The sequence below is a fragment of the Comamonas antarctica genome (assembly GCF_013363755.1).
In the GTDB taxonomy this organism is placed as follows: Bacteria; Pseudomonadota; Gammaproteobacteria; order Burkholderiales; family Burkholderiaceae_C; genus Comamonas; species Comamonas antarctica.
Genome location: NZ_CP054840.1, coordinates 1268433 through 1286476, shown reverse-complemented (window position 1 = coordinate 1286476; position 18044 = coordinate 1268433). Strand labels below are relative to the sequence as shown.

Annotated in this window: 14 protein-coding genes; 3 read left to right on the top strand and 11 right to left on the bottom strand. The window is 67.5% G+C overall.

The genetic code is table 11. The annotated features are described in order from the left end of the window. The first annotated feature begins 7 nt into the window (after positions 1-7). Both HUK68_RS06045 and HUK68_RS06040 read left to right on the top strand, forming a co-directional pair. Positions 8-802 (top strand): plasmid replication/partition related protein, encoded by a 795-nt coding sequence (locus tag HUK68_RS06045; protein WP_175503387.1) that lies wholly within the window; start codon positions 8-10, stop codon positions 800-802. A 29-nt stretch (positions 803-831) separates the two neighbouring features. After that, the gene (locus HUK68_RS06040; protein ID WP_175503386.1) at positions 832-1932 is read left to right on the top strand and encodes an NADH:flavin oxidoreductase/NADH oxidase; all 1101 of its coding nucleotides are present in this window, start codon (positions 832-834) and stop codon (positions 1930-1932) included. A 14-nt stretch (positions 1933-1946) separates the two neighbouring features. On the opposite strand, the gene HUK68_RS06035 is transcribed toward HUK68_RS06040, so the two are convergent. From HUK68_RS06035 to HUK68_RS06010, 6 genes are all read right to left on the bottom strand, one after another. Then, complete coding sequence (locus tag HUK68_RS06035; RefSeq protein WP_175503385.1) at positions 1947-2729, bottom strand: DNA alkylation repair protein; 783 nt, start codon at positions 2727-2729, stop codon at positions 1947-1949. Further along, positions 2726-3235 (bottom strand): MarR family winged helix-turn-helix transcriptional regulator, encoded by a 510-nt coding sequence (locus tag HUK68_RS06030; protein ID WP_175503384.1) that lies wholly within the window; start codon positions 3233-3235, stop codon positions 2726-2728. Before HUK68_RS06030 ends, HUK68_RS06035 begins: the two co-directional genes overlap by 4 nt. Before the next feature lie 471 nt (positions 3236-3706). Next, a complete protein-coding gene (locus HUK68_RS06025) occupies positions 3707-4705 on the bottom strand; it encodes a Bug family tripartite tricarboxylate transporter substrate binding protein (protein WP_175503383.1) in 999 nt (332 codons plus the stop codon). 49 nt (positions 4706-4754) lie between these two features. After that, a complete protein-coding gene (gene ilvD, locus HUK68_RS06020; RefSeq protein WP_175503382.1) occupies positions 4755-6527 on the bottom strand; it encodes a dihydroxy-acid dehydratase in 1773 nt (590 codons plus the stop codon). Between the two features lie 101 nt (positions 6528-6628). After that, positions 6629-8068 carry a cytochrome c oxidase accessory protein CcoG gene (gene ccoG, locus HUK68_RS06015; RefSeq protein WP_175503381.1) on the bottom strand — a complete coding sequence of 480 codons (1440 nt, stop codon included), beginning with the start codon at positions 8066-8068 and terminating at the stop codon, positions 6629-6631. A gap of 282 nt (positions 8069-8350) precedes the next feature. Further along, the gene (locus tag HUK68_RS06010) at positions 8351-11248 is read right to left on the bottom strand and encodes an aconitate hydratase (RefSeq protein ID WP_175503380.1); all 2898 of its coding nucleotides are present in this window, start codon (positions 11246-11248) and stop codon (positions 8351-8353) included. 102 nt (positions 11249-11350) lie between these two features. Here HUK68_RS06010 and HUK68_RS06005 point away from each other — a divergent pair, with 102 nt between their 5' ends. Further along, complete coding sequence (locus tag HUK68_RS06005) at positions 11351-11908, top strand: hypothetical protein (RefSeq protein ID WP_175503379.1); 558 nt, start codon at positions 11351-11353, stop codon at positions 11906-11908. 42 nt (positions 11909-11950) lie between these two features. Here HUK68_RS06005 and acnB read toward each other — a convergent pair whose 3' ends face one another. The 5 genes from acnB to HUK68_RS05980 are packed head-to-tail and all read right to left on the bottom strand — an operon-like array spanning position 11951 to position 18004. Next, a complete protein-coding gene (acnB, locus tag HUK68_RS06000; RefSeq protein WP_175503378.1) occupies positions 11951-14551 on the bottom strand; it encodes a bifunctional aconitate hydratase 2/2-methylisocitrate dehydratase in 2601 nt (866 codons plus the stop codon). A gap of 59 nt (positions 14552-14610) precedes the next feature. Then, entirely contained in the window at positions 14611-15189 is a 579-nt protein-coding gene (locus tag HUK68_RS05995) for a hypothetical protein (protein ID WP_175503377.1), read from the bottom strand. 27 nt (positions 15190-15216) lie between these two features. Further along, positions 15217-16227: an HpcH/HpaI aldolase/citrate lyase family protein gene (locus tag HUK68_RS05990; RefSeq protein ID WP_175503376.1), complete on the bottom strand. Its 1011-nt coding sequence runs from the start codon at positions 16225-16227 to the stop codon at positions 15217-15219. Further along, on the bottom strand, positions 16224-17000 hold the full coding sequence (tam, locus tag HUK68_RS05985) for a trans-aconitate 2-methyltransferase (protein WP_175503375.1): 777 nt from the start codon (positions 16998-17000) through the stop codon (positions 16224-16226). The genes HUK68_RS05990 and tam overlap by 4 nt, the downstream gene beginning before the upstream one ends. Before the next feature lie 17 nt (positions 17001-17017). After that, positions 17018-18004, bottom strand: a complete 987-nt coding sequence (locus HUK68_RS05980) for a malate dehydrogenase (RefSeq protein ID WP_175503374.1) — start codon at positions 18002-18004, stop codon at positions 17018-17020. Positions 18005-18044 lie beyond the last annotated feature (40 nt).

Genomic DNA, 18044 nt, shown 5'->3' with positions numbered 1-18044 from the left:
TCCTCCCATGAATATTGTTGTCAACGAAGAACTCAAGGCCTATATCGACCCGCTGAGCGCCGACGAACACGAAGCGCTCGAACGCAGCATCCTGGCGGAAGGCTGCCGCGATGCGCTGGTGCTGTGGGGCGACCTGCTGGTCGACGGCCACAACCGCTACGGCATCTGCCAGAAGCATGGCGTGCCGTTCGAGACCGTGCAGGCCAAGCATTTCCAGAGCATGGATGACGTTCACCTGTGGATGATCGACCAGCACCTGGGCCGGCGCAGCGTGTCCGACTTCCAGCGCGGCGTGCTGGCGCTGCGCAAGCGCGAGATCGTGGCGGCGCGCCGCGCCAAAGCCGCGCAGAGCGCCGCGCCTGCGGCCGAGGCGGCCCCTGCCGACGACAGCGCCGAGCAGCAGGCGCTGGCCACGCGCGAGGCGCTGGCGCGCGCCGCGCGCCTGAGCAGCACCCAGGTCAAGCAGATCGAGACCATCCAGCAGAAGGCCGCGCCCGAAGTCGTGGCCGCGGTGAAGGCCGGCGAGATCTCGATCAACGCCGCGGCGGCCGTGGCGCAACTGCCTGCCGAGGAACAGGTGGCCGCGGCGGCCGCGGGCAAGGACGAACTCAGGCAGGCCGCCAAGCGCGTGCGCGAGTCGAAGAAAAAACCGCGCGAAGAAACCGCCGAGGGCAGCGCACCGGCCGCAGAAACCGTGGACGTCGCCGCCCTGCAACAGCGCGTCGAGACGCTGGAGCAGGAAAATGGCATGCTGCGCCAGCAGATCAAGGCCTTGCAGGAAATGCTCCAGGAAAAGGCCTGATTACTTCCCTCGTCTCACCAACGGATGCCATGACCGCCCTGTTCTCCCCCCTGCCCGTGGGCCCTGCCCAGCTGTCCAACCGCATCGTGATCGCGCCGATGTGCACCTATAGCGCCGACGATGGCTGCGCCACCGACTGGCATCTGATGCATTACGGCCAGCTGGCCCAGTCGGGCGCGGGCCTGCTGATCGTCGAAGCCACCGCCGTCGAGGCCATCGGCCGCATCAGTCCCAAGGACCTGGGGCTTTGGAGCGATGCCAACGAGGCGGCCATGCGCCCGGTGATCGAACATGTGCGCCGCTTCAGCGGCATCAAGCTGGGCGTGCAACTGGGGCACGCGGGCCGCAAGGCGTCGAGCCTGCAGCCCTGGCTCGGCGGCGGCCCGCTGCCCGCGGATCAAGCCTGGCCCACGCTGGGTCCGAGCGCGCTGTCGGCAGCGCCCGAAGTGCCCACGCCCGCAGCCGCCACGCTGGCCGACATCGTGCGCGTGAAGAAGGCGTTCGTCGACGCGGCGCTGCGCGCGCAGCGCCTGGGCTACGACCTGATCGAACTGCACGCGGCGCATGGCTACCTGCTGCACCAGTTCCTGTCGCCGCTGTCGAACCAGCGCACCGACCAGTATGGCGGCAGCCTGGAAAACCGCCTGCGCCTCACGCTGGAAGTGTTCAGTGCGGTGCGCGCCGCCGTGGGCGACACCCTGCCCGTGGGCGTGCGCCTCTCGGCCACCGACTGGATCGATGGCGGCTGGGATGTCGAACAAAGCGCGGTGCTGGCCAAGGAACTGCAGGCCCTGGGCTGCGCCTTCCTGCATGTCTCGAGCGGCGGCCTGAGCCCGGCGCAGCAGATTCCCGTCGGTCCGGGCTACCAGTTGCCGCTCGCGCACGCGCTGCGCGCGCAACTGCAAATGCCGGTGATCGGCGTGGGCTTGATCACCGAGCCGCTGCAGGCCCAGGCCGCGCTCGACGCGGGCGATGCCGATGCCATTGCCATCGCGCGCGCCGCCCTCTTCAATCCGCGCTGGCCCTGGCATGCGGCCCAGGTGCTGGGCGCACAGGTGCCGGCTTCGGCGCAGTACCTGCGCTGCCAGCCGCATGGCGCGCGCGGGCTGTTCGCGCCGCTGGCGGCTTGAATCTGCCCCGGGCTTCAGGGACGAGGCAGGCTGCGCAAACCGCGCTGGCAGATACGGCGCGTCGCGGCCTGCGGCTCGCCTTGCAGCCACTGGGCACACAACGAGCGCGCCCAGTCCGGCTGGGTCTTGGCGGCGTCGTTGAGCCAGTTGGCCACTGAATCCTGCACATAGGCCGATGGGTCGGCGCGCAGCGGCTCCAGCAATGGCAGGCCGCGTTCCGGTTGTTGCCTGAAAGCCGCGATGTGCGCGCACCAGACGCCGCGCGGACGCAGTGCTTCACAGGCAAAGCGGCGCAGGCGCTCGGACGGCTGCGAGGTCCAGCCAGCCAATATCTCGATGGCCGCGCCGAGTTCCGCAACCAGCTGCGGCCGCAGCGCCATCCATGCCCATTCGCGCACGCCAAAATGGGCATCGTCGGCCAGCGGACGAATGGCGTCGAGCCGCGCCGCCAGATCCAACTGGGGTTGGCTCGCCACCATGAAGCAGGCCCAGCCGCGCACGGTATCCGAGGCGTGGCTGCGGCAGGTGTCGATGCCGGCGCTGCCCAATGCCGTGAAGAGCAGGCTGCCCATGCCGTGCATGCGTTGCAGGATGCCGCGCGCGCAGACCTGGGCCGCCTGCGCCAGCACCGGCGTCGGCAGCGCCGGAAACACCGCATTCAGCAAGCGCGCCTGGTCCACCGCGAGGCCCTCGACCAGTGTTGCGCTCTGCACGGTGCCCAGCGACAACGCATCGAGCAGCCCGGCGGGAATGTCGGCGCCGCGGCGCGCGCCCTTGCGCGTTGCGGGCGGCGTCATGGCGCGCCCGCGCTGCGGCGTGCCGCCAGCCCGGCCGCCACCTTGTCCAGCAGGCCTTCGAGCTGAATGCGCTCTGCCGCCGACAGCCCGCCAAACACGCCGGCAATCCAGCGGCCGTGCTCGGCCACCACGGCCTGCGCCAGCTCCCTGCCACGCGCGGTGAGCTGTACCCGCAGCGCGCGCCGGTCGGCCGCGTCGGTCCGGCGTTCGACCAATGCATCGCGCTCGAGGCCGTCCAGCAGGCCGGTCACCGTCGCGCGCGTCACGCCGGCCTGATCGGCGAGCTCACGCGGCGCCAGCCCGCCGCTTGCCGCGTCGAGCAGGAACAGCAGCACGAAGCGGCCTTCCGACAAACCATATCCTGCCAGCACGCGCGCGCAATCGCGGTCGATGGCCGCGGCCAGCGACAGCGTCTGGAAGCACAGGCGAATGCGGTCCTGCCCGGGCCACTGGCGCCGGCCGGCCTCGGCCAGCAGCGCCTGGTATTTTTGTTCAAATTCTTGCATGTCACCATACTATATGGTGCCTAATCATCAATTGAAACAAGCAGGCAAAAAAAATACTCCAGGACCCAGTGTCATGGAGTATTTTGTCCCGGACCCGCAACCCTTTCGGGCTTGTCCGTGCGCATCAGACGCTCTGGCGAGCGCTGCGCAGGTTCCCTGCAATTACTGGTTGGCCAGGCCGACGTGGGCTTCGCGGTAGTCAGCGATGAAGGTGATCAGGGTGTTGATGGCTTGACGCATGGTGTGCTTTCTATGAGATGCACTCAAACAACTGGCGGCTCGCATCTCCAAACACCGCCAGAGCAGATCACCTAAGTAGTAACCCGTAGCCCCCAGTATAAACCCTGTACGCGTTTTTACGCAGTCTGTGCGGCAAAACAACATGTTATGCATGGGGGATTGTCACACCAGCATAAAAAACGGGAGCCCAGGCTCCCGTTGCTTCTTGCATGCCGCCGCGTCGGCGGGTGTTCAGCCCTCGGCAGTGAAGCCCACGCGCTGGACGATGGGGCCCCATTTCTCCACTTCGGACTTCACCAGCGCCGCCAGTTCCGCGGGCGTCGACGACATGGCTTCGAGGCCGAAAGTCGCCAGGCTGTCGACCACGTCCTTCGATGCCAGCGCGCTGCGCAGATGGCCGTTGAGACGCTGCACCAGTTCGGGCGGCGTCTTGGCCGGCAGGAAGAACGCAAACCATTCGCTGTGCGCCATGTCGGCGTAGCCCTGCTCCACCAGCGTCGGCACCTGGGGTGCGAAACGGCTGCGGCGCTGGCCGCTCACGCCCAGGATGCGCAGCTTGCCGCTGGATACATGCTGCAGCATGTCGCCCACCGGCCCCGAAACCGCCGAGATGTTGCCGCCCATCATGTCGAGCAGCGCCGGCTGGGTGCCGCGGTAGCCTGCATGCTTGAGATCGACGCCGCCATGCTGGCCCAGCAGTGCGCCGATGAAATGCGGTGTCGAGCCGGGCGCGGGCGAGCCGAAGTTCGCGCCCTGCGGGTTGGCCTTGGCCCAGGCCAGGAACTCGCGCACGTTGGTCACCTGGGCCGGCACGGCCGGGCCGACCGCAAAGCCGAAGTCGAAGATGCAGCCGAGCGACACTGGCGCCAGATCGGTCACGGGGTTGTACGACAGCTTCTTGTAGATGTGCGGATAGATCGACAGCATCGAGGTCGGCGTCTGCAGCAGCGTCGCGCCATCGCCGGGCCGGCCCTTGACGTAGTTGATGGCAATCTGGCCGCCCGCGCCGGTGCGGTTTTCCACCACGGCCATCTTCGCGTAGGCCGGCGCCAGATGCGTGGCCACGCGCCGGCAGATCGCGTCGGAGGTGCCGCCCGCGGCAAAGCCGGTGATGATGTTGAGGCTCTCCAGCGCGGCCTGGGCGTGGGCCGCCATTCCCAGGCTGGCCAGCAGCGCGCCGGCGCCGCCGGCGCCCGCGGCGCCCAGCCATTCCCGTCGATTCAAGGTCATTGACTGCTTTCTTGGTGTGGATTGAAGGCAGACGCGGCCACCCTAGCGTTCAGCCTTCGTCGCGCAGCCAGGTGACCGCGCCCGAGTGCGTGACCGCGCCCTGGTGGGCCGGCCGCACCGTCAGCGCATATTTTTCCAGCAACCCGCCCCACTGCGCTCCCGTGTTTACGCGAGCATGGCGCGCATGCTCCTGCAGGCGCAGCGCCAGCTCCGATTCGGAAAGCTCCACCGTGATCGAGCGCGCCAGCGGGCGCGCGTCGATGCTGATCATGTCGCCATCGCGCAGCACCGCGATCGGGCCGTTGTCGGCGGCTTCGGGCCCGGCATAGCCTATGCACAGGCCGCGCGTCGCGCCCGAGAAGCGTCCGTCGGTCAGCAGCGCCACCTTGTCGCCCATGCCCTGGCCATAGAGCAAGGCGGTGATGCCCAGCATCTCGCGCATGCCAGGGCTGCCCTTCGGGCCTTCGTTGCGGATCACGATCACATCGCCAGCGCTGTAGTTCATGGCCTGCACGGCAGCCTGGGCCTGCTCCTCCGACTCGAACACGCGCGCCGGGCCGCGGTGGCTCAGCGTGCCCAGTCCCGCGGTCTTGAGCAGCGCGCCATCGGGGCACAGATTGCCCTTGAGCACGGCCAGGCCGCCATCGCGCGAGATCGGGTTGTCGGCGGCGCGCACCACCTGCCCGTCGGGCGCAAGCGCAGACGCGAGTTCCTCGGCCAGCGTGCGGCCGGTGAAGGTCAGTGCCTCGCCATGCAGCAGGCCCTGGTCGAGCAGGCTGCGCAGGATCACGCCCGCGCCGCCGATGTAATGCACGTCGCGCGCCAGATAGCGCCCGCCCGGGCGCAGGTCGGCAATCAGCGGCGTGCGCGCAAAGACTTCGGCCACATCGTCGAGATGGAAGCGGATGCCGGCTTCGTGCGCAATCGCCGGCAGGTGCAGCGCGGCATTGGTCGAGCCGCCCGTGGCGCTGACCACGGCGCAGGCGTTCTCCAGCGCCTGGCGCGTGACGATGTCGCGCGGCAGCGGCCCGCGCCCCTGGGCGCTGGCCCAGACCGCGCGCATCAGCGTCTTGGCGGCGCGGCGCATGAGCGGCGCGCGTTCGCTGAACACCGCGGGCAGCATGCTCGAGCCGATGGGCGCCAGGCCCAGCGCCTCGCTGACCATGCCCATGGTGTTGGCCGTGAACTGACCCGCGCAGGCCCCCGCCGTGGGCAGGCAGCTGCGGCTGATCTGCGCCAGGTCCTCGGCCGTGGCCTTGCCGGCCAGCACCTGGCCGATCGTTTCATAGGTATCGACGACATTCAGGTCGCGCCCGTCCGGCCCGGGCATCTGCCCGGGCAGCGCCGAGCCGCCATGCACGAACACGCTGGGGACATTGCAGCGCAGCATGCCCATCATCAGGCCCGGCAGGTTCTTGTCGCAGGCGCCGATGGCAAAGATGCCGTCCCACTGGTGGCCGCGCACCGAGGCCTCGACGCTGTCGGCGATCAGTTCGCGCGAGACCAGCGAAAAGCGCATGCCCGAATGCGCCATCGTCAGGCCGTCGCTCACGGACACCACCGGGCATTCGTGCGGCGTGCCGCCGCCGGCATAAATGCCGGTCTTGGCATGCTGGGCCTGATCGCGCAGGTTCAGGTTGCACGGACTCATCTCGCCGCCGGTGTGGAACACGCCGATATGCGGGCGTTCGATGTCCTCATCGTCCTGGCCCAGCGCATGCAGGAAGCTGCGCGTCGTGGCGCGCACCGTGCCTTTGCGAATGATGGCGGAGCGGAAACCGGGGGCGGCGGGCGCGGGGTCGGGATCTTTGTCGTGGGTCATGGTGTGCGGCGTGAACGTGGTGCGCACACCATAACCAAACCGCGCGCCGGCGCCCGGGCGGCGCGGCGCGGGCCGTCACCACGGCGACAGCCCTGGCGCGCTCAGCGCGGCACCAGGAAGGTCGTCTTGGCCTGCACCTGCAGCGCGCCGTCGCTCACCGAGCGCACTTCCAGCAGCACCGGGTGCGAGCCCGCGTCCGCGGCGCCATAGGGTGCCTGCAGCCGCACGACGATCCAGCGGTCGGCCGCGGCGTCGACGGCCACCTCGCTCTCGGAGGCCACGCGCAGGCCTTCGATGCCCGATGCCGACAGTTGGTAGCGCTGCGGCGCCTCGGTGGCGTTGCCCAGCTGCACGCGGTAGATGTTCTCGATCTGGCCGCCGGCCACGATGCGCGACAGCGTGCCGCGGTCGCGCACCACGTCGACCTTGAGCGGAACGCGCACGTACAGGCTCACGACCATCGCCACCGTGAGCGACACCAGCACCGCACCGTAGACCAGCACGCGCGGGCGCAGCATGCGGCGCACGATCTGCAGGCCGCGCCAGCCGCGCTCGAGCGCGTTCTCGGTCGACAGGCGGATCAAGCCGCGCGGGTAGTGCATCTTGTCCATGACCGAGTTGCAGGCATCGATGCACAGTCCGCAGTTGATGCACTGGTATTGCAAGCCGTCGCGGATGTCGATGCCCACCGGGCAGACCTGCACACAGAGCTTGCAGTCGATGCAGTCGCCCAGGCCCTGCGCCTGGTAGTCGACGCCCTTGGGACGCGGGCCGCGCTTCTCGCCGCGCGCCGCGTCATAGGTGACCAGCAGCGTGTCGCGGTCGAACATCGCGCTCTGGAAGCGCGCATAGGGGCACATGTGGGTGCAGACCTGCTCGCGCAGAAAACCCGCGTTGCCATAGGTGGCCAGCGCATAGAACAGCACCCAGAAGATCTGCCACGCGCCCTGCAGGGCCATGATTTCGGTGGCCAGCGAGCGGATCGGCACGAAGTAGCCGACAAAGGTGAAACCGGTCCACAGCGCGATCAGCAGCCACAGCAGGTGCTTGGCCGAGCGCTTCATCAGCTTCTCCAGGGTCCAGCGGCTGCCGTCGAGGCGCAGCCGCGCGCTGCGATCGCCCTCGGTCTTGCGCTCGATCCACATGAAGATCTCGGTATAGACCGATTGCGGGCAGCTGAAGCCGCACCACAGCCGCCCGGCCACCGCCGTGAACAGGAACAGCGCCAGCGCCGAGATGATCAGCAGCGTCGTGAGGTAGATGAAATCCTGCGGATAGAGCAGCCAGCCGAAGATGTAGAAGCGCCGCTGCTCGAGATCGAACAGCAGCGCCTGGCGGCCGTTGATCTGCAGCCAGGGAATGCCGTAGAAGAACAGCTGCGTGAGCCACACCATGGCCCAGCGCCAGCGCGCGAACACGCCGCTGATGGAACGCGGCTGGATTTTCCTGCGGGCTTCGAACAGCGGCTGCTCGGTGGACGCGACGATGGGAATGACCTTGCGTGGTGCTTTGCCGCGCGGTGACGTGGGGTGATCTGACATAAGGCCTCAATGACAACGGTGCCGGCAGCGTTGGCATCGCACCGGACCTGCCCTCACTATGCGCCGCAAGCGCTTTGGGCAAAAGCAGCAGACCGGGGGGCTCGGGCCGTATCCGATGATTTGTTGATCCAGGTCATCTTCAGGGGCCGGCCAAGCGCGATGCGCTGCACGCGCGGCCGCATGCAGGAGCACGGCCGCGACGGCACGCATCATCGGGGATTTGCTATTCCCCATGAAAAGCCTTTGGCATGCGCGCCTGGCGGCGCGCGGCGCCGGCCGGCCTCAGGTGTCCAGCAATTGGCGCAGCACATACGGCAGGATGCCGCCATGCCGGTAGTAGTCGGCCTCGATCGGGGTGTCGATGCGCAGCGTGAGCGTGCGCCGCAACTGGCTGCCGTCGGCGCGCGTGATGCACAGTTCGGCATCGCTTTGCGGCGTGAGCAGCGGATCGGGGATCACCTCGATGAACTCGTCGCCCTTGAGCCCCAGGCTGCTCCAGGTATCGTCACCGCGCAGCTGCAGCGGCAGCACGCCCATTCCCACCAGATTGTTGCGATGGATGCGCTCGAAGCTGCGCGCGATCACGGCGCGGATGCCCAGCAGCTGCGTGCCCTTGGCGGCCCAGTCGCGGCTCGACCCCGTGCCGTATTCCTCCCCCGCGAAGATCACGCTGGCGCGGCCCTCGGCCTGGTACTGCATGGCCGCGTCGTAGATCGGCATCTTGTGCGCGTGGCCGGCCGCATCGCGGTACAGCGTGAGCCCGCCCTCCTCGCGCGCGCCATCGGCCAGCGGCGGCAGCATCAGGTTCTTGATGCGCACGTTGGCGAAGGTGCCGCGCATCATCACCTCGTGGTTGCCGCGGCGCGAGCCGTAGCTGTTGAAGTCGGCCTGCTGCACGCCGTGGTCGCAGAGCCACTCGCCCGCGGGCGACTTGGGGTGAATGGAGCCGGCCGGCGAGATATGGTCGGTGGTGATCGAGTCGCCGAACAGCGCGATGATGCGCGCGGCATGCACCGCATACGGGTTGCGCGGCTGCAGGCCCGTGGTCACGGGCTGCTCGATGCCCAGCTTGAAGCCGGCAAAGAATGGCGGCTCGGCGATATAGGTGCTCTCGGGCCAGGTATAGATGGCGCCGCTGACACCGCGGATCTTCTCCCACAGCTTGCCGGGTTCGCTCGCGACCTTGTGGTAATTCTCCTGGAAGGCTTCGCCGTTCATCGCATATTTCATCAGCGCATGGATCTCCTGCGTGCTGGGCCAGATGTCGCCCAGGAAGATGTCCCTGCCGCCATGGCCCTTGCCCACGGGCTGGGTCATCAGGTCGGTGAGCACCGTGCCGGCAATCGCATACGCCACCACCAGCGGCGGGCTGGCGAGGAAGTTGGCCTTGAGATTGGGGTGGATGCGGGCCTCGAAATTGCGGTTGCCCGACAGCACCGCGGCGCAGACCAGATCGCTCTGGCGGATCGCGGCGTTGATCTCTGGCGTGAGATCGCCGGCATTGCCGATGCAGGTCGTGCAGCCGTAGCCGGCGAGCGCGAATCCGAGCTTTTCCAGGTAGGGCAGCAGCCCGGCTTCGGTCAGGTAGCGCGTCACCAGGCGCGAGCCCGGCGCCAGCGAGGTCTTGATGTGCGGCTTGACGCTCAGGCCCGCCTCGACGGCCTTCTTCGCCAGCAGCCCCGCGGCCAGCATCACGCTCGGGTTCGAGGTATTGGTGCAGCTGGTGATGGCCGCGATCAGCACGTCGCCATGGCCGATGGTGAACTTCACGCCGTCGCTGCCCGAATGGACCGCGGGAGTGGGAACTTCGGCCGTCGCGTGCATCACGGCCGGCTCGGGCTTGTTGGCCTCCATTTCCTCGAGCTGGCGCTCGGCGCCCTCGGGCGTGGGCCGCGACTGGCGCATGCCGGCGTCATCGGGCTCGCCCTGCACCAGATGGCGCGTCTTGAGCAGCTCGGGCGCCTGGTTGAAGCCGTTGAGCGCCGCGGGCGCGCTGAACAGGTGCGTGAACTGCGACGCCACCTGGCCCAGTTCGATGCGGTCCTGCGGCCGCTTGGGGCCGGCAAGGCTGGGCGTGACGCTGCCCAGGTCCAGGCTCACCACGCGCGAATAGTCGATCTCGCCGCGGCCCGGCACGCCAAACAGCTGCTGCGCGCGGAAGTAGGCCTCGAACGCCTCGATCTCCCCGGCGCTGCGCCCGGTGCCGCGGAAATAGTCCATGGTCTTCTCGTCGACCGGAAAGAACCCCATGGTCGCGCCGTATTCGGGCGCCATGTTGCCGATGGTCGCGCGGTCGGGCACGGCCAGGCTTTGCGTGCCTTCTCCAAAGAATTCGACGAACTGCCCCACGACCTTCTCGCGGCGCAGCCGCTCGGTGATCGTCAGCACCAGATCGGTGGCGGTCACGCCTTCGCGCAGCTGGCCCGTGAGTTCGAAGCCGACGACATCGGGCATCAGGATGTAGACCGGCTGGCCCAGCATCGCCGCCTCGGCCTCGATGCCGCCCACGCCCCAGCCGACCACGCCGATGCCGTTGATCATCGTCGTGTGGCTGTCGGTGCCGACCAAAGTGTCGGGATAGAACACGCCGTCGGCGCGCTGGTGCACGCCGGGCGCGAGGTACTCGAGATTGACCTGGTGCACGATGCCGAAGCCCGGCGGGACCACGCGGAAGGTGTCGAACGCCTGCATGCCCCATTTCATGAACTGGTAGCGCTCCTGGTTGCGCTTGAACTCCAGCTGCATGTTCAGGTCCAGCGCCTTTTTCGTGCCGAAGTAGTCGACCATGATGGAGTGGTCGACCACCAGGTCGACCGGCACCAGCGGCTCGATGGCCTCGGGATTCTTGCCCAGCCGCGCGGCCTCGCTGCGCATCGCCGCGAGATCGGCCAGCAGCGGCACGCCGGTGAAATCCTGCAGCACCACGCGCGCCACGACAAACGGAATCTCCTCGGTGCGCGCGCCCTTGGGCTGCCACTGCGCGAGCTGGCGCACATGCTCGGGCGTGACCTTGCGGCCGTCGCAGTGGCGCAGCACGGCTTCGAGCACGATGCGCAGCGACACCGGCAGCCGCTGCACGCTCGGGTACTGCTTGGCCAGCGCCGGCAGCGAGTGGAACTTGCCGGTCACGCCGGAAGATGTCTTGAAGTTTTTCAGCGTGCTTGCAAACGCGTGTTTCATCGAGGCTCTCCTGTTGCTGTCGGACCATTGTGCGCCCGATGCATGACAGGCGCTGTGGGTCCAGGGCGCATCTGCCCCTGCAGTGCGGACTAATATCTCCGCATGCATCTTCACCAGCAATATTTGCCCGACTACCACTTCAGCGAACGCCATGCGCTCGACATCGCCGCGCCCCAGGCCCATGTCATGGCCGCGGCGCGCGACTATCGCCCCGACGGCGACGCGCTTTTCAAATATGCGATCGCCGCAAGGGAGTTGCCCATGCGCGCGCTCGATCGCCTGCATCTGCGCAGCGGCGCGCCCCAGCCAGCCTTCGGCATCGACAACTTCACCCGCCTGGAGCAACGCGGCGACGAGGAACTGCTGCTGGGCCTGGCGGGCAAATTCTGGCGCTCCGATTACGGCCAGGCGCGCATTGCCGACGGCCGGGCCTTCCTGGACTTCAATGCACCGGGCTCGGCCAAGCTGTTGCTGAGCTTCGTTGCCCAGAAGCTGGACGACGCGCACACCCGGCTCACCACCGAGACACGCGTGTACTGCCTCGATGCCGAGGCGCGGCGCAGGTTCGCGCCCTACTGGTATCTGATCCGGCCCGTGAGCGGCCTGCTGCGGCGGCGGATGCTGGCCAGCATCGGCCACAGCGCGCGCCGCGGAAAATGAAAAAACCCGCCGAAGCGGGTTTTTCATTCGCAAGCCGAAGAATCAGCAGGCCGGAGCCACGTTGCCCTTGGCGACTTCCGCGTACTCCTCGATCTGGTCGAAGTTCATGTAGCGGTAGACGCTGGCCTTGTCGGCGTCGATGATGCCCATGGCCAGCAGGTATTCCTGCTTCGTGGGCAGATAGCCGATCTTCGAGGCAATGGCGGCCAATTCGGCCGAGCCCAGGAACACATTGGTGTTCTTGCCCAGGCGGTTGGGGAAGTTGCGCGTCGAGGTCGAGATCACGGTCGCGCCTTCGCGCACCTGGGCCTGGTTGCCCATGCACAGCGAGCAGCCGGGCATCTCGGTGCGCGCACCGGAGGCGCCGAACGCCGCGTAGTGGCCTTCCTTGATCAGCTCGCTCTCGTCCATCTTGGTCGGGGGCGCAACCCACATCTTGACCGGGATGTCGCGCTGGCCGCCGAGCAGCTTGGCGGCTGCGCGGAAGTGGCCGATGTTGGTCATGCACGAACCGATGAAGGACTCATCGATCTTGGTGCCGGACACTTCGGACAGGAACTTGGCGTCATCGGGGTCGTTCGGGCAGCAGACGATCGGCTCCTGGATGTCGGCCAGATCGATCTCGATCACGGCAGCGTATTCGGCGTCCTTGTCGGCTTCGAGCAGGTTCGGCGCGTCGAGCCAGGCTTGCACCTTCTCGATGCGGCGCTCCAGCGTGCGGCGGTCGGCATAGCCTTCGGCGATCATGTTCTTCATCAGCACCACGTTGCTGGTCAGGTATTCCTTGACCGGCTCGGGGTTAAGCTTGATGGTGCAGCCCGCAGCCGAGCGCTCGGCCGAGGCGTCGGACAGCTCGAATGCCTGTTCGACCTTGAGGTTGGGCAGGCCTTCGATTTCCAGGATGCGGCCCGAGAACACGTTCTTCTTGCCGGCCTTGGCCACCGTCAGCAGACCGGCCTTGATCGCGTACAGCGGAATCGCGTGCACCAGGTCGCGCAGCGTCACGCCGGGCTGCATTTCGCCCTTGAAGCGCACCAGCACCGATTCAGGCATGTCCAGCGGCATCACGCCCGTGGCGGCGCCGAAGGCCACCAGGCCCGAGCCCGCGGGGAAGGAGATGCCGATGGGGAAACGCGTGTGCGAGTCGCCGCCGGTGCCGACGGTGTCGGGCAGCAGCAGGCGGTTGAGCCAGCTGTGGATCACGCCGTCGCCGGGACGCAGGGCCACGCCGCCGCGGTTGCTGATGAACGCCGGCAGTTCGCGGTGCGTCTTCACGTCCACGGGCTTGGGGTAAGCCGCGGTGTGGCAGAACGACTGCATGACCATGTCGGCCGAGAAGCCCAGGCAGGCCAGGTCCTTGAGTTCGTCGCGCGTCATCGGGCCGGTGGTGTCTTGCGAACCCACGGTGGTCATGCGCGGCTCGCAATAGGTACCGGGGCGCACGCCCTGGCCTTCGGGCAGGCCGACGGCGCGGCCGACCATCTTCTGCGCCAGCGTGAAGCCGGCTTGCGTGGCCACGGGCGCCTGGGGCAGGCGGAAGGCCGTGGACGCGGGCAGGCCCAGCGATTCACGCGCCTTGGCGGTCAGCGAACGGCCGATGATCAGGTTGATACGGCCGCCGGCGCGCACTTCGTCCAGCAGCACTTCGCTCTTGAGTTCGAAGTTCACGAGGGTGTTGCCATCGCGCTCGATCTTGCCGGCATAGGGGTAGATGTCGATCACATCGCCCATTTCGAGCGCGGAAACGTCGACTTCGATCGGCAGCGAGCCCGAGTCTTCCTGGGTATTGAAGAAGATCGGCGCGATCTTGCCGCCCAGCGTGACGCCGCCGAAGCGCTTGTTCGGCACGAACGGGATGTCCTGGCCCGTGGCCCAGATCACCGAGTTGGTGGCCGACTTGCGCGAGGAGCCGGTGCCGACCACGTCGCCGACGTAGGCCACGGTGTGGCCCTTGGACTTGAGTTCTTCGATGAACTGCATCGGGCCGCGCTTGCCGTCTTCCTCGGGCTTGAAGGCCGCGTCGGGACGCGTGTTCTTCAGCATGGCGAGGTAGTGCAGCGGAATGTCGGGACGGCTCCAGGCATCGGGTGCGGGCGACAGGTCGTCGGTGTTGGTTTCGCCGGGCACCTTGAACACCGTGACGGTGATCTTCTGCGCGACTTCGGGGCGGCTCGTGAACCACTCGGCATCGGCCCAGCTCTGCATCACTTCCTGCGCCTTGGCGTTGCCGGCCTTGGCCTTGGCTTCGACGTCGTTGAAGTAGTCGAACATCAGCAGCGTCTTCTTCAGCGCTTCGGCGGCCACGCCCGCCACTTCGGCGTCGTCCAGCAGTTCGATCAGCGGATGCACGTTGTAGCCGCCCACCATGGTGCCCAGCAGCTCGGTGGCCAGGGACTTGGAGATCAGGCCCACTGCGATGTCGCCATGCGCGACCGCTGCCAGGAACGAGGCCTTGACCTTGGCTGCATCGTCCACGCCCGGGGGCACGCGGTGCGTCAGCAGATCCAGCAGGAAGGCGTCTTCGCCGGCGGGCGGGTTCTTGATCAGCTCGATCAGCTCCGCCACTTGCGTCGCGTCCAGCGGCAGGGGTGGAATGCCAAGCGCGGCGCGCTCGGCCACATGATCGCGATAGGCTTTCAACATGGTTCTCTCTCCAATGGTTTTCTAAGGTGGGGCGGCGTGAGGCCTCGACCAGGGCAGGCTTATTTGCTGCCAGCTACCGGGTCGAGCACGCTTGGGGGTGGGTTCTTCTTGATGGCTTCGGCCACCTGGAACTGCTCGGGGCTCATGCACTCGTCGGCCAGGCGCTGGCCCAGCTTCTGGTTCATGAGCATGGACTTGTTGGCGATCTGCAGCCAGACCGCACCCGCGGCCTTGTCTTCCAGGCGCACCGTGCCGGTGGTCGTGGCCACGGGCACCATTTCGTACTTGAAGCCCTTGCCGTCGATCTGGAAGTGGCCGGCATGCTGCTCGTGCTTGCTCACATTGACATGGGCGCCCAGCTCGCAGGCGATGCGGCCGGTGTGCACGCGCTCGGCAATGGCCAGTTCATCGGGCGTCAGCGCCTGGGCCACGGTGACCGCGCCAGCGGCGCCGGCGGCCGCAGCCGCGGCGGCCGGTGCCTTGGACTTCGCCTGGGCAGGCTTCTTGGCGGCGGGCTTGGCGCTGGCCTTCTTGGCCGTGGCCGCGGGCTTGGCAGCGGCTTTGGTCGTCGGGGTGCTGCCGGCGGCCAGGGCCAGCACGGGAGCCAGGAGCAGGAAGGAGGCGATGAAGGATTTCATGTGAGCTCCAGCGATCATAAAAAGAGTTCAGGTAGAGGAAGAAGCGGCAAACCAGGGCTGCACGCCCGCAGGCATGCTACGCCCGGTCTGCTGGGCGCGCTCCAGCAATTGCCAGTAATAGCGATAGCTGGCGCGGTCATGAAGCACGCCGTCGGCACTGATCGGAGCCCAGTGCACGGCGGCGGCAGACAGAAGTATGCGCGCGGCCTGATCAATCTCGGACTGCGCGGGGGCAAAGGCCGCGAGAATCGAACGGATCTGGCCGGGGTGGATGCTCCACATGCGCGTGTAACCAAACTCGCGCGCGGCGCGCCCCGCGGCCGCCTGCATGCGCTCGGGGTCCTTGAATTCGGTGACCACGCAATGCGAGGGCACCTTGCCATGGGCATGGCAGGCGGCGGAAATCTCCAGCTTGGCGCGCACCACCAGCGGGTGCTCGAACTGGCCCTGCACGCCCATGGCGGATGCCGGAATCGCGCCGCCGTGCGCGGAAACGAAGTCCATCAGGCCAAACGAGATGCTCTGCACGCGCGGATGGGCGGCAATCTCGAAGGCGCGGTAGACCGCGGCCGGCGACTCGATCAGCACATGCAGCGGCAGATGGCCGCCCGAAGCGCGCTCGAGCGCCTTCTCGGCCAGCAGCACGTCATCGACGCTCTCGACCTTGGGCACCATGACGTAGGACAGGCGGTGGCTGGCCTCGCCCACGATGGTCGCCACGTCTTCGGCAAATGCCGGGTGGTCGACCGCATGCACGCGCGCCGCGACGCGCGCCTCGGGCGCCGACTCGCGCGCCAGCGCCGCGACCAGCCGCGCATGCGCGGCTTCGTCGCCCACGGGCGCGCCGTCTTCGCAGTCCAGCGTGACATCGAACACGCAGGTGCCGAACTCGGCCGTCATCTCGGCCTGCAGCTCCAGGCTCTTGCGCATGCGCGCTTCCACGCCGCTGTAATGGTCGCAGACCGGCAGGCGCAACGTGCTGGCCTGCGCGTCGAGCAAAACCGTGGCGGGATGGGCGGAATCGGGCAGCAGGCTCATGGGGCGCGTTTCGCAACGATGAACAGGCGGGGAAACGCCAGCAGGCGCCGGCCGTCCGCGCGCACGGCGTAGGCCTGCGCCACGCGGCGCTCGTACGCTTGCAGGAAGTCCGCTTGCAGCGGCTCGGGCAGCGGATCGACAAACGGCCGCAGGCCGGTGCCGCGCAGCCACTGCACGATGGCCTGCGCATCGGCCATCGGATGCTGGTAGATGGTGTGCCAGACATCGACCTGCGCGCCCTGCTGCGCGAGCAGGTCGTAGTAGGCATGGATGTCCAGAATGGAACGGCCGGCGGCCACCTTCGCGTCGATATGCGGCGCGAACTGCGGCAGCGCGGCGACCTCGCGCATCAGGCGATGCGAAGGCTGCTGGAAATTGTCCGGCATCTGGATGGCAAGCACGCCACCCGGAGCCAGGGCCGCGAACAGGCGCGGAATCAGCTGTTCATGCGCGCCGACCCATTGCAGCGCGGCATTCGCATAAATCAGGTCGGGCGCCTGCGCAGGCGCCCAGTCGGCAATGTCGGCGTGGGCAAACGCCAGCTGCGGCAGCTGCGCACGCGCCTGCTCCAGCATGGCGGCCGAATTGTCCACTCTCAGGATCTGTGCCTGGGGAAAGCGCTCGGCCAGCAGCTCGGTGGAATTGCCCGGGCCGCAGCCCAGGTCCACCACATGGGCCGGACCGGAAAGATCGACCCGGGCCAGCAGCTCGGCGGCGGGGCGGGTGCGCTCCTGCGCGAAACGCAGGTAAAGCGCGGGGTTCCAGTCGGCCATAGGCTGCGCGTCCTTTTTTACAGCAGGTGCTTGACGCCGTCTTGCTCGCCTTGCAGCTCGGCCAGCGTCTTGTCGATGCCGGCTTGCGAGAAGGCATCGATTTCCAGGCCTTCGACGATCTTGTATTCGCCGTTTTCGGTGGTCACGGGGAAACCGAAGACCACGCCGGCGGGAATGCCGTATTCGCCATTCGAGGGCACGCCCATCGTGACCCACTCGCCGTTCGAGCCCAGGGCCCAGTCGCGCATGTGGTCGATGGCAGCGTTCGCAGCCGAGGCCGCCGACGACAGGCCGCGGGCGTTGATGATGGCCGCGCCGCGCTTGCCGACGGTGGGCAGGAACACGTTGGCGTTCCATTCCTGGTCGTTGATCATGTCCTTGACCGACTTGCCGTCGACGGTGGCGAAGCGGTAGTCCGCGTACATCGTGGGCGAGTGGTTGCCCCACACGGTCAGCTTGCGGATGTCGCCGACCTTGAAGCCCGCCTTGGCCGCGAGCTGCGAAGCCGCGCGGTTGTGGTCCAGGCGCAGCATGGCGGTGAAGTTCTTTGCCGGCAGGTCGGGAGCCGACTTCATGGCGATGTAGGCGTTGGTGTTGGCGGGGTTGCCGACGACCAGGACCTTGACGTTGCGCGAAGCGACGGCGTTCAGGGCCTTGCCCTGGGCCGTGAAGATCTGGGCATTGGCGGCCAGCAGGTCAGCACGCTCCATGCCGGGGCCGCGGGGACGGGCGCCGACCAGCAGGGCGTAGTCGGTGTCCTTGAAGGCTTGCAGCGGGTCGGAGTGGGCTTCGATGCCGGCCAGCAGGGGGAAGGCGCAGTCTTCGAGTTCCATGATCACGCCCTTGAGCGCGTTCTGGGCCTTTTCGTCAGGGATTTCCAGGAGTTGCAGAATGACGGGCTGATCCTTGCCCAGCATTTCGCCCGAAGCGATGCGAAACAGCAGTGCGTAACCGATTTGACCAGCAGCGCCAGTGACGGCGACGCGAACAGGTGCTTTGCTCATAGTGATGACTCCAGAAACAGAAAAAATGGTGGGCGCATTC

Excerpts from the sequence above, each read along its gene's own strand:
- HUK68_RS06045 (WP_175503387.1), top strand. The coding sequence starts at position 8 with ATGAATATTGTTGTCAACGAAGAACTCAAGGCCTATATCGACCCGCTG.
- HUK68_RS06040 (WP_175503386.1), top strand. The coding sequence starts at position 832 with ATGACCGCCCTGTTCTCCCCCCTGCCCGTGGGCCCTGCCCAGCTGTCC.
- HUK68_RS06035 (WP_175503385.1), bottom strand. The coding sequence starts at position 2,729 with ATGACGCCGCCCGCAACGCGCAAGGGCGCGCGCCGCGGCGCCGACATT.
- HUK68_RS06030 (WP_175503384.1), bottom strand. The coding sequence starts at position 3,235 with ATGCAAGAATTTGAACAAAAATACCAGGCGCTGCTGGCCGAGGCCGGC.
- HUK68_RS06025 (WP_175503383.1), bottom strand. The coding sequence starts at position 4,705 with ATGACCTTGAATCGACGGGAATGGCTGGGCGCCGCGGGCGCCGGCGGC.
- ilvD (WP_175503382.1), bottom strand. The coding sequence starts at position 6,527 with ATGACCCACGACAAAGATCCCGACCCCGCGCCCGCCGCCCCCGGTTTC.
- ccoG (WP_175503381.1), bottom strand. The coding sequence starts at position 8,068 with ATGTCAGATCACCCCACGTCACCGCGCGGCAAAGCACCACGCAAGGTC.
- HUK68_RS06010 (WP_175503380.1), bottom strand. The coding sequence starts at position 11,248 with ATGAAACACGCGTTTGCAAGCACGCTGAAAAACTTCAAGACATCTTCC.
- HUK68_RS06005 (WP_175503379.1), top strand. The coding sequence starts at position 11,351 with ATGCATCTTCACCAGCAATATTTGCCCGACTACCACTTCAGCGAACGC.
- acnB (WP_175503378.1), bottom strand. The coding sequence starts at position 14,551 with ATGTTGAAAGCCTATCGCGATCATGTGGCCGAGCGCGCCGCGCTTGGC.
- HUK68_RS05995 (WP_175503377.1), bottom strand. The coding sequence starts at position 15,189 with ATGAAATCCTTCATCGCCTCCTTCCTGCTCCTGGCTCCCGTGCTGGCC.
- HUK68_RS05990 (WP_175503376.1), bottom strand. The coding sequence starts at position 16,227 with ATGAGCCTGCTGCCCGATTCCGCCCATCCCGCCACGGTTTTGCTCGAC.
- tam (WP_175503375.1), bottom strand. The coding sequence starts at position 17,000 with ATGGCCGACTGGAACCCCGCGCTTTACCTGCGTTTCGCGCAGGAGCGC.
- HUK68_RS05980 (WP_175503374.1), bottom strand. The coding sequence starts at position 18,004 with ATGAGCAAAGCACCTGTTCGCGTCGCCGTCACTGGCGCTGCTGGTCAA.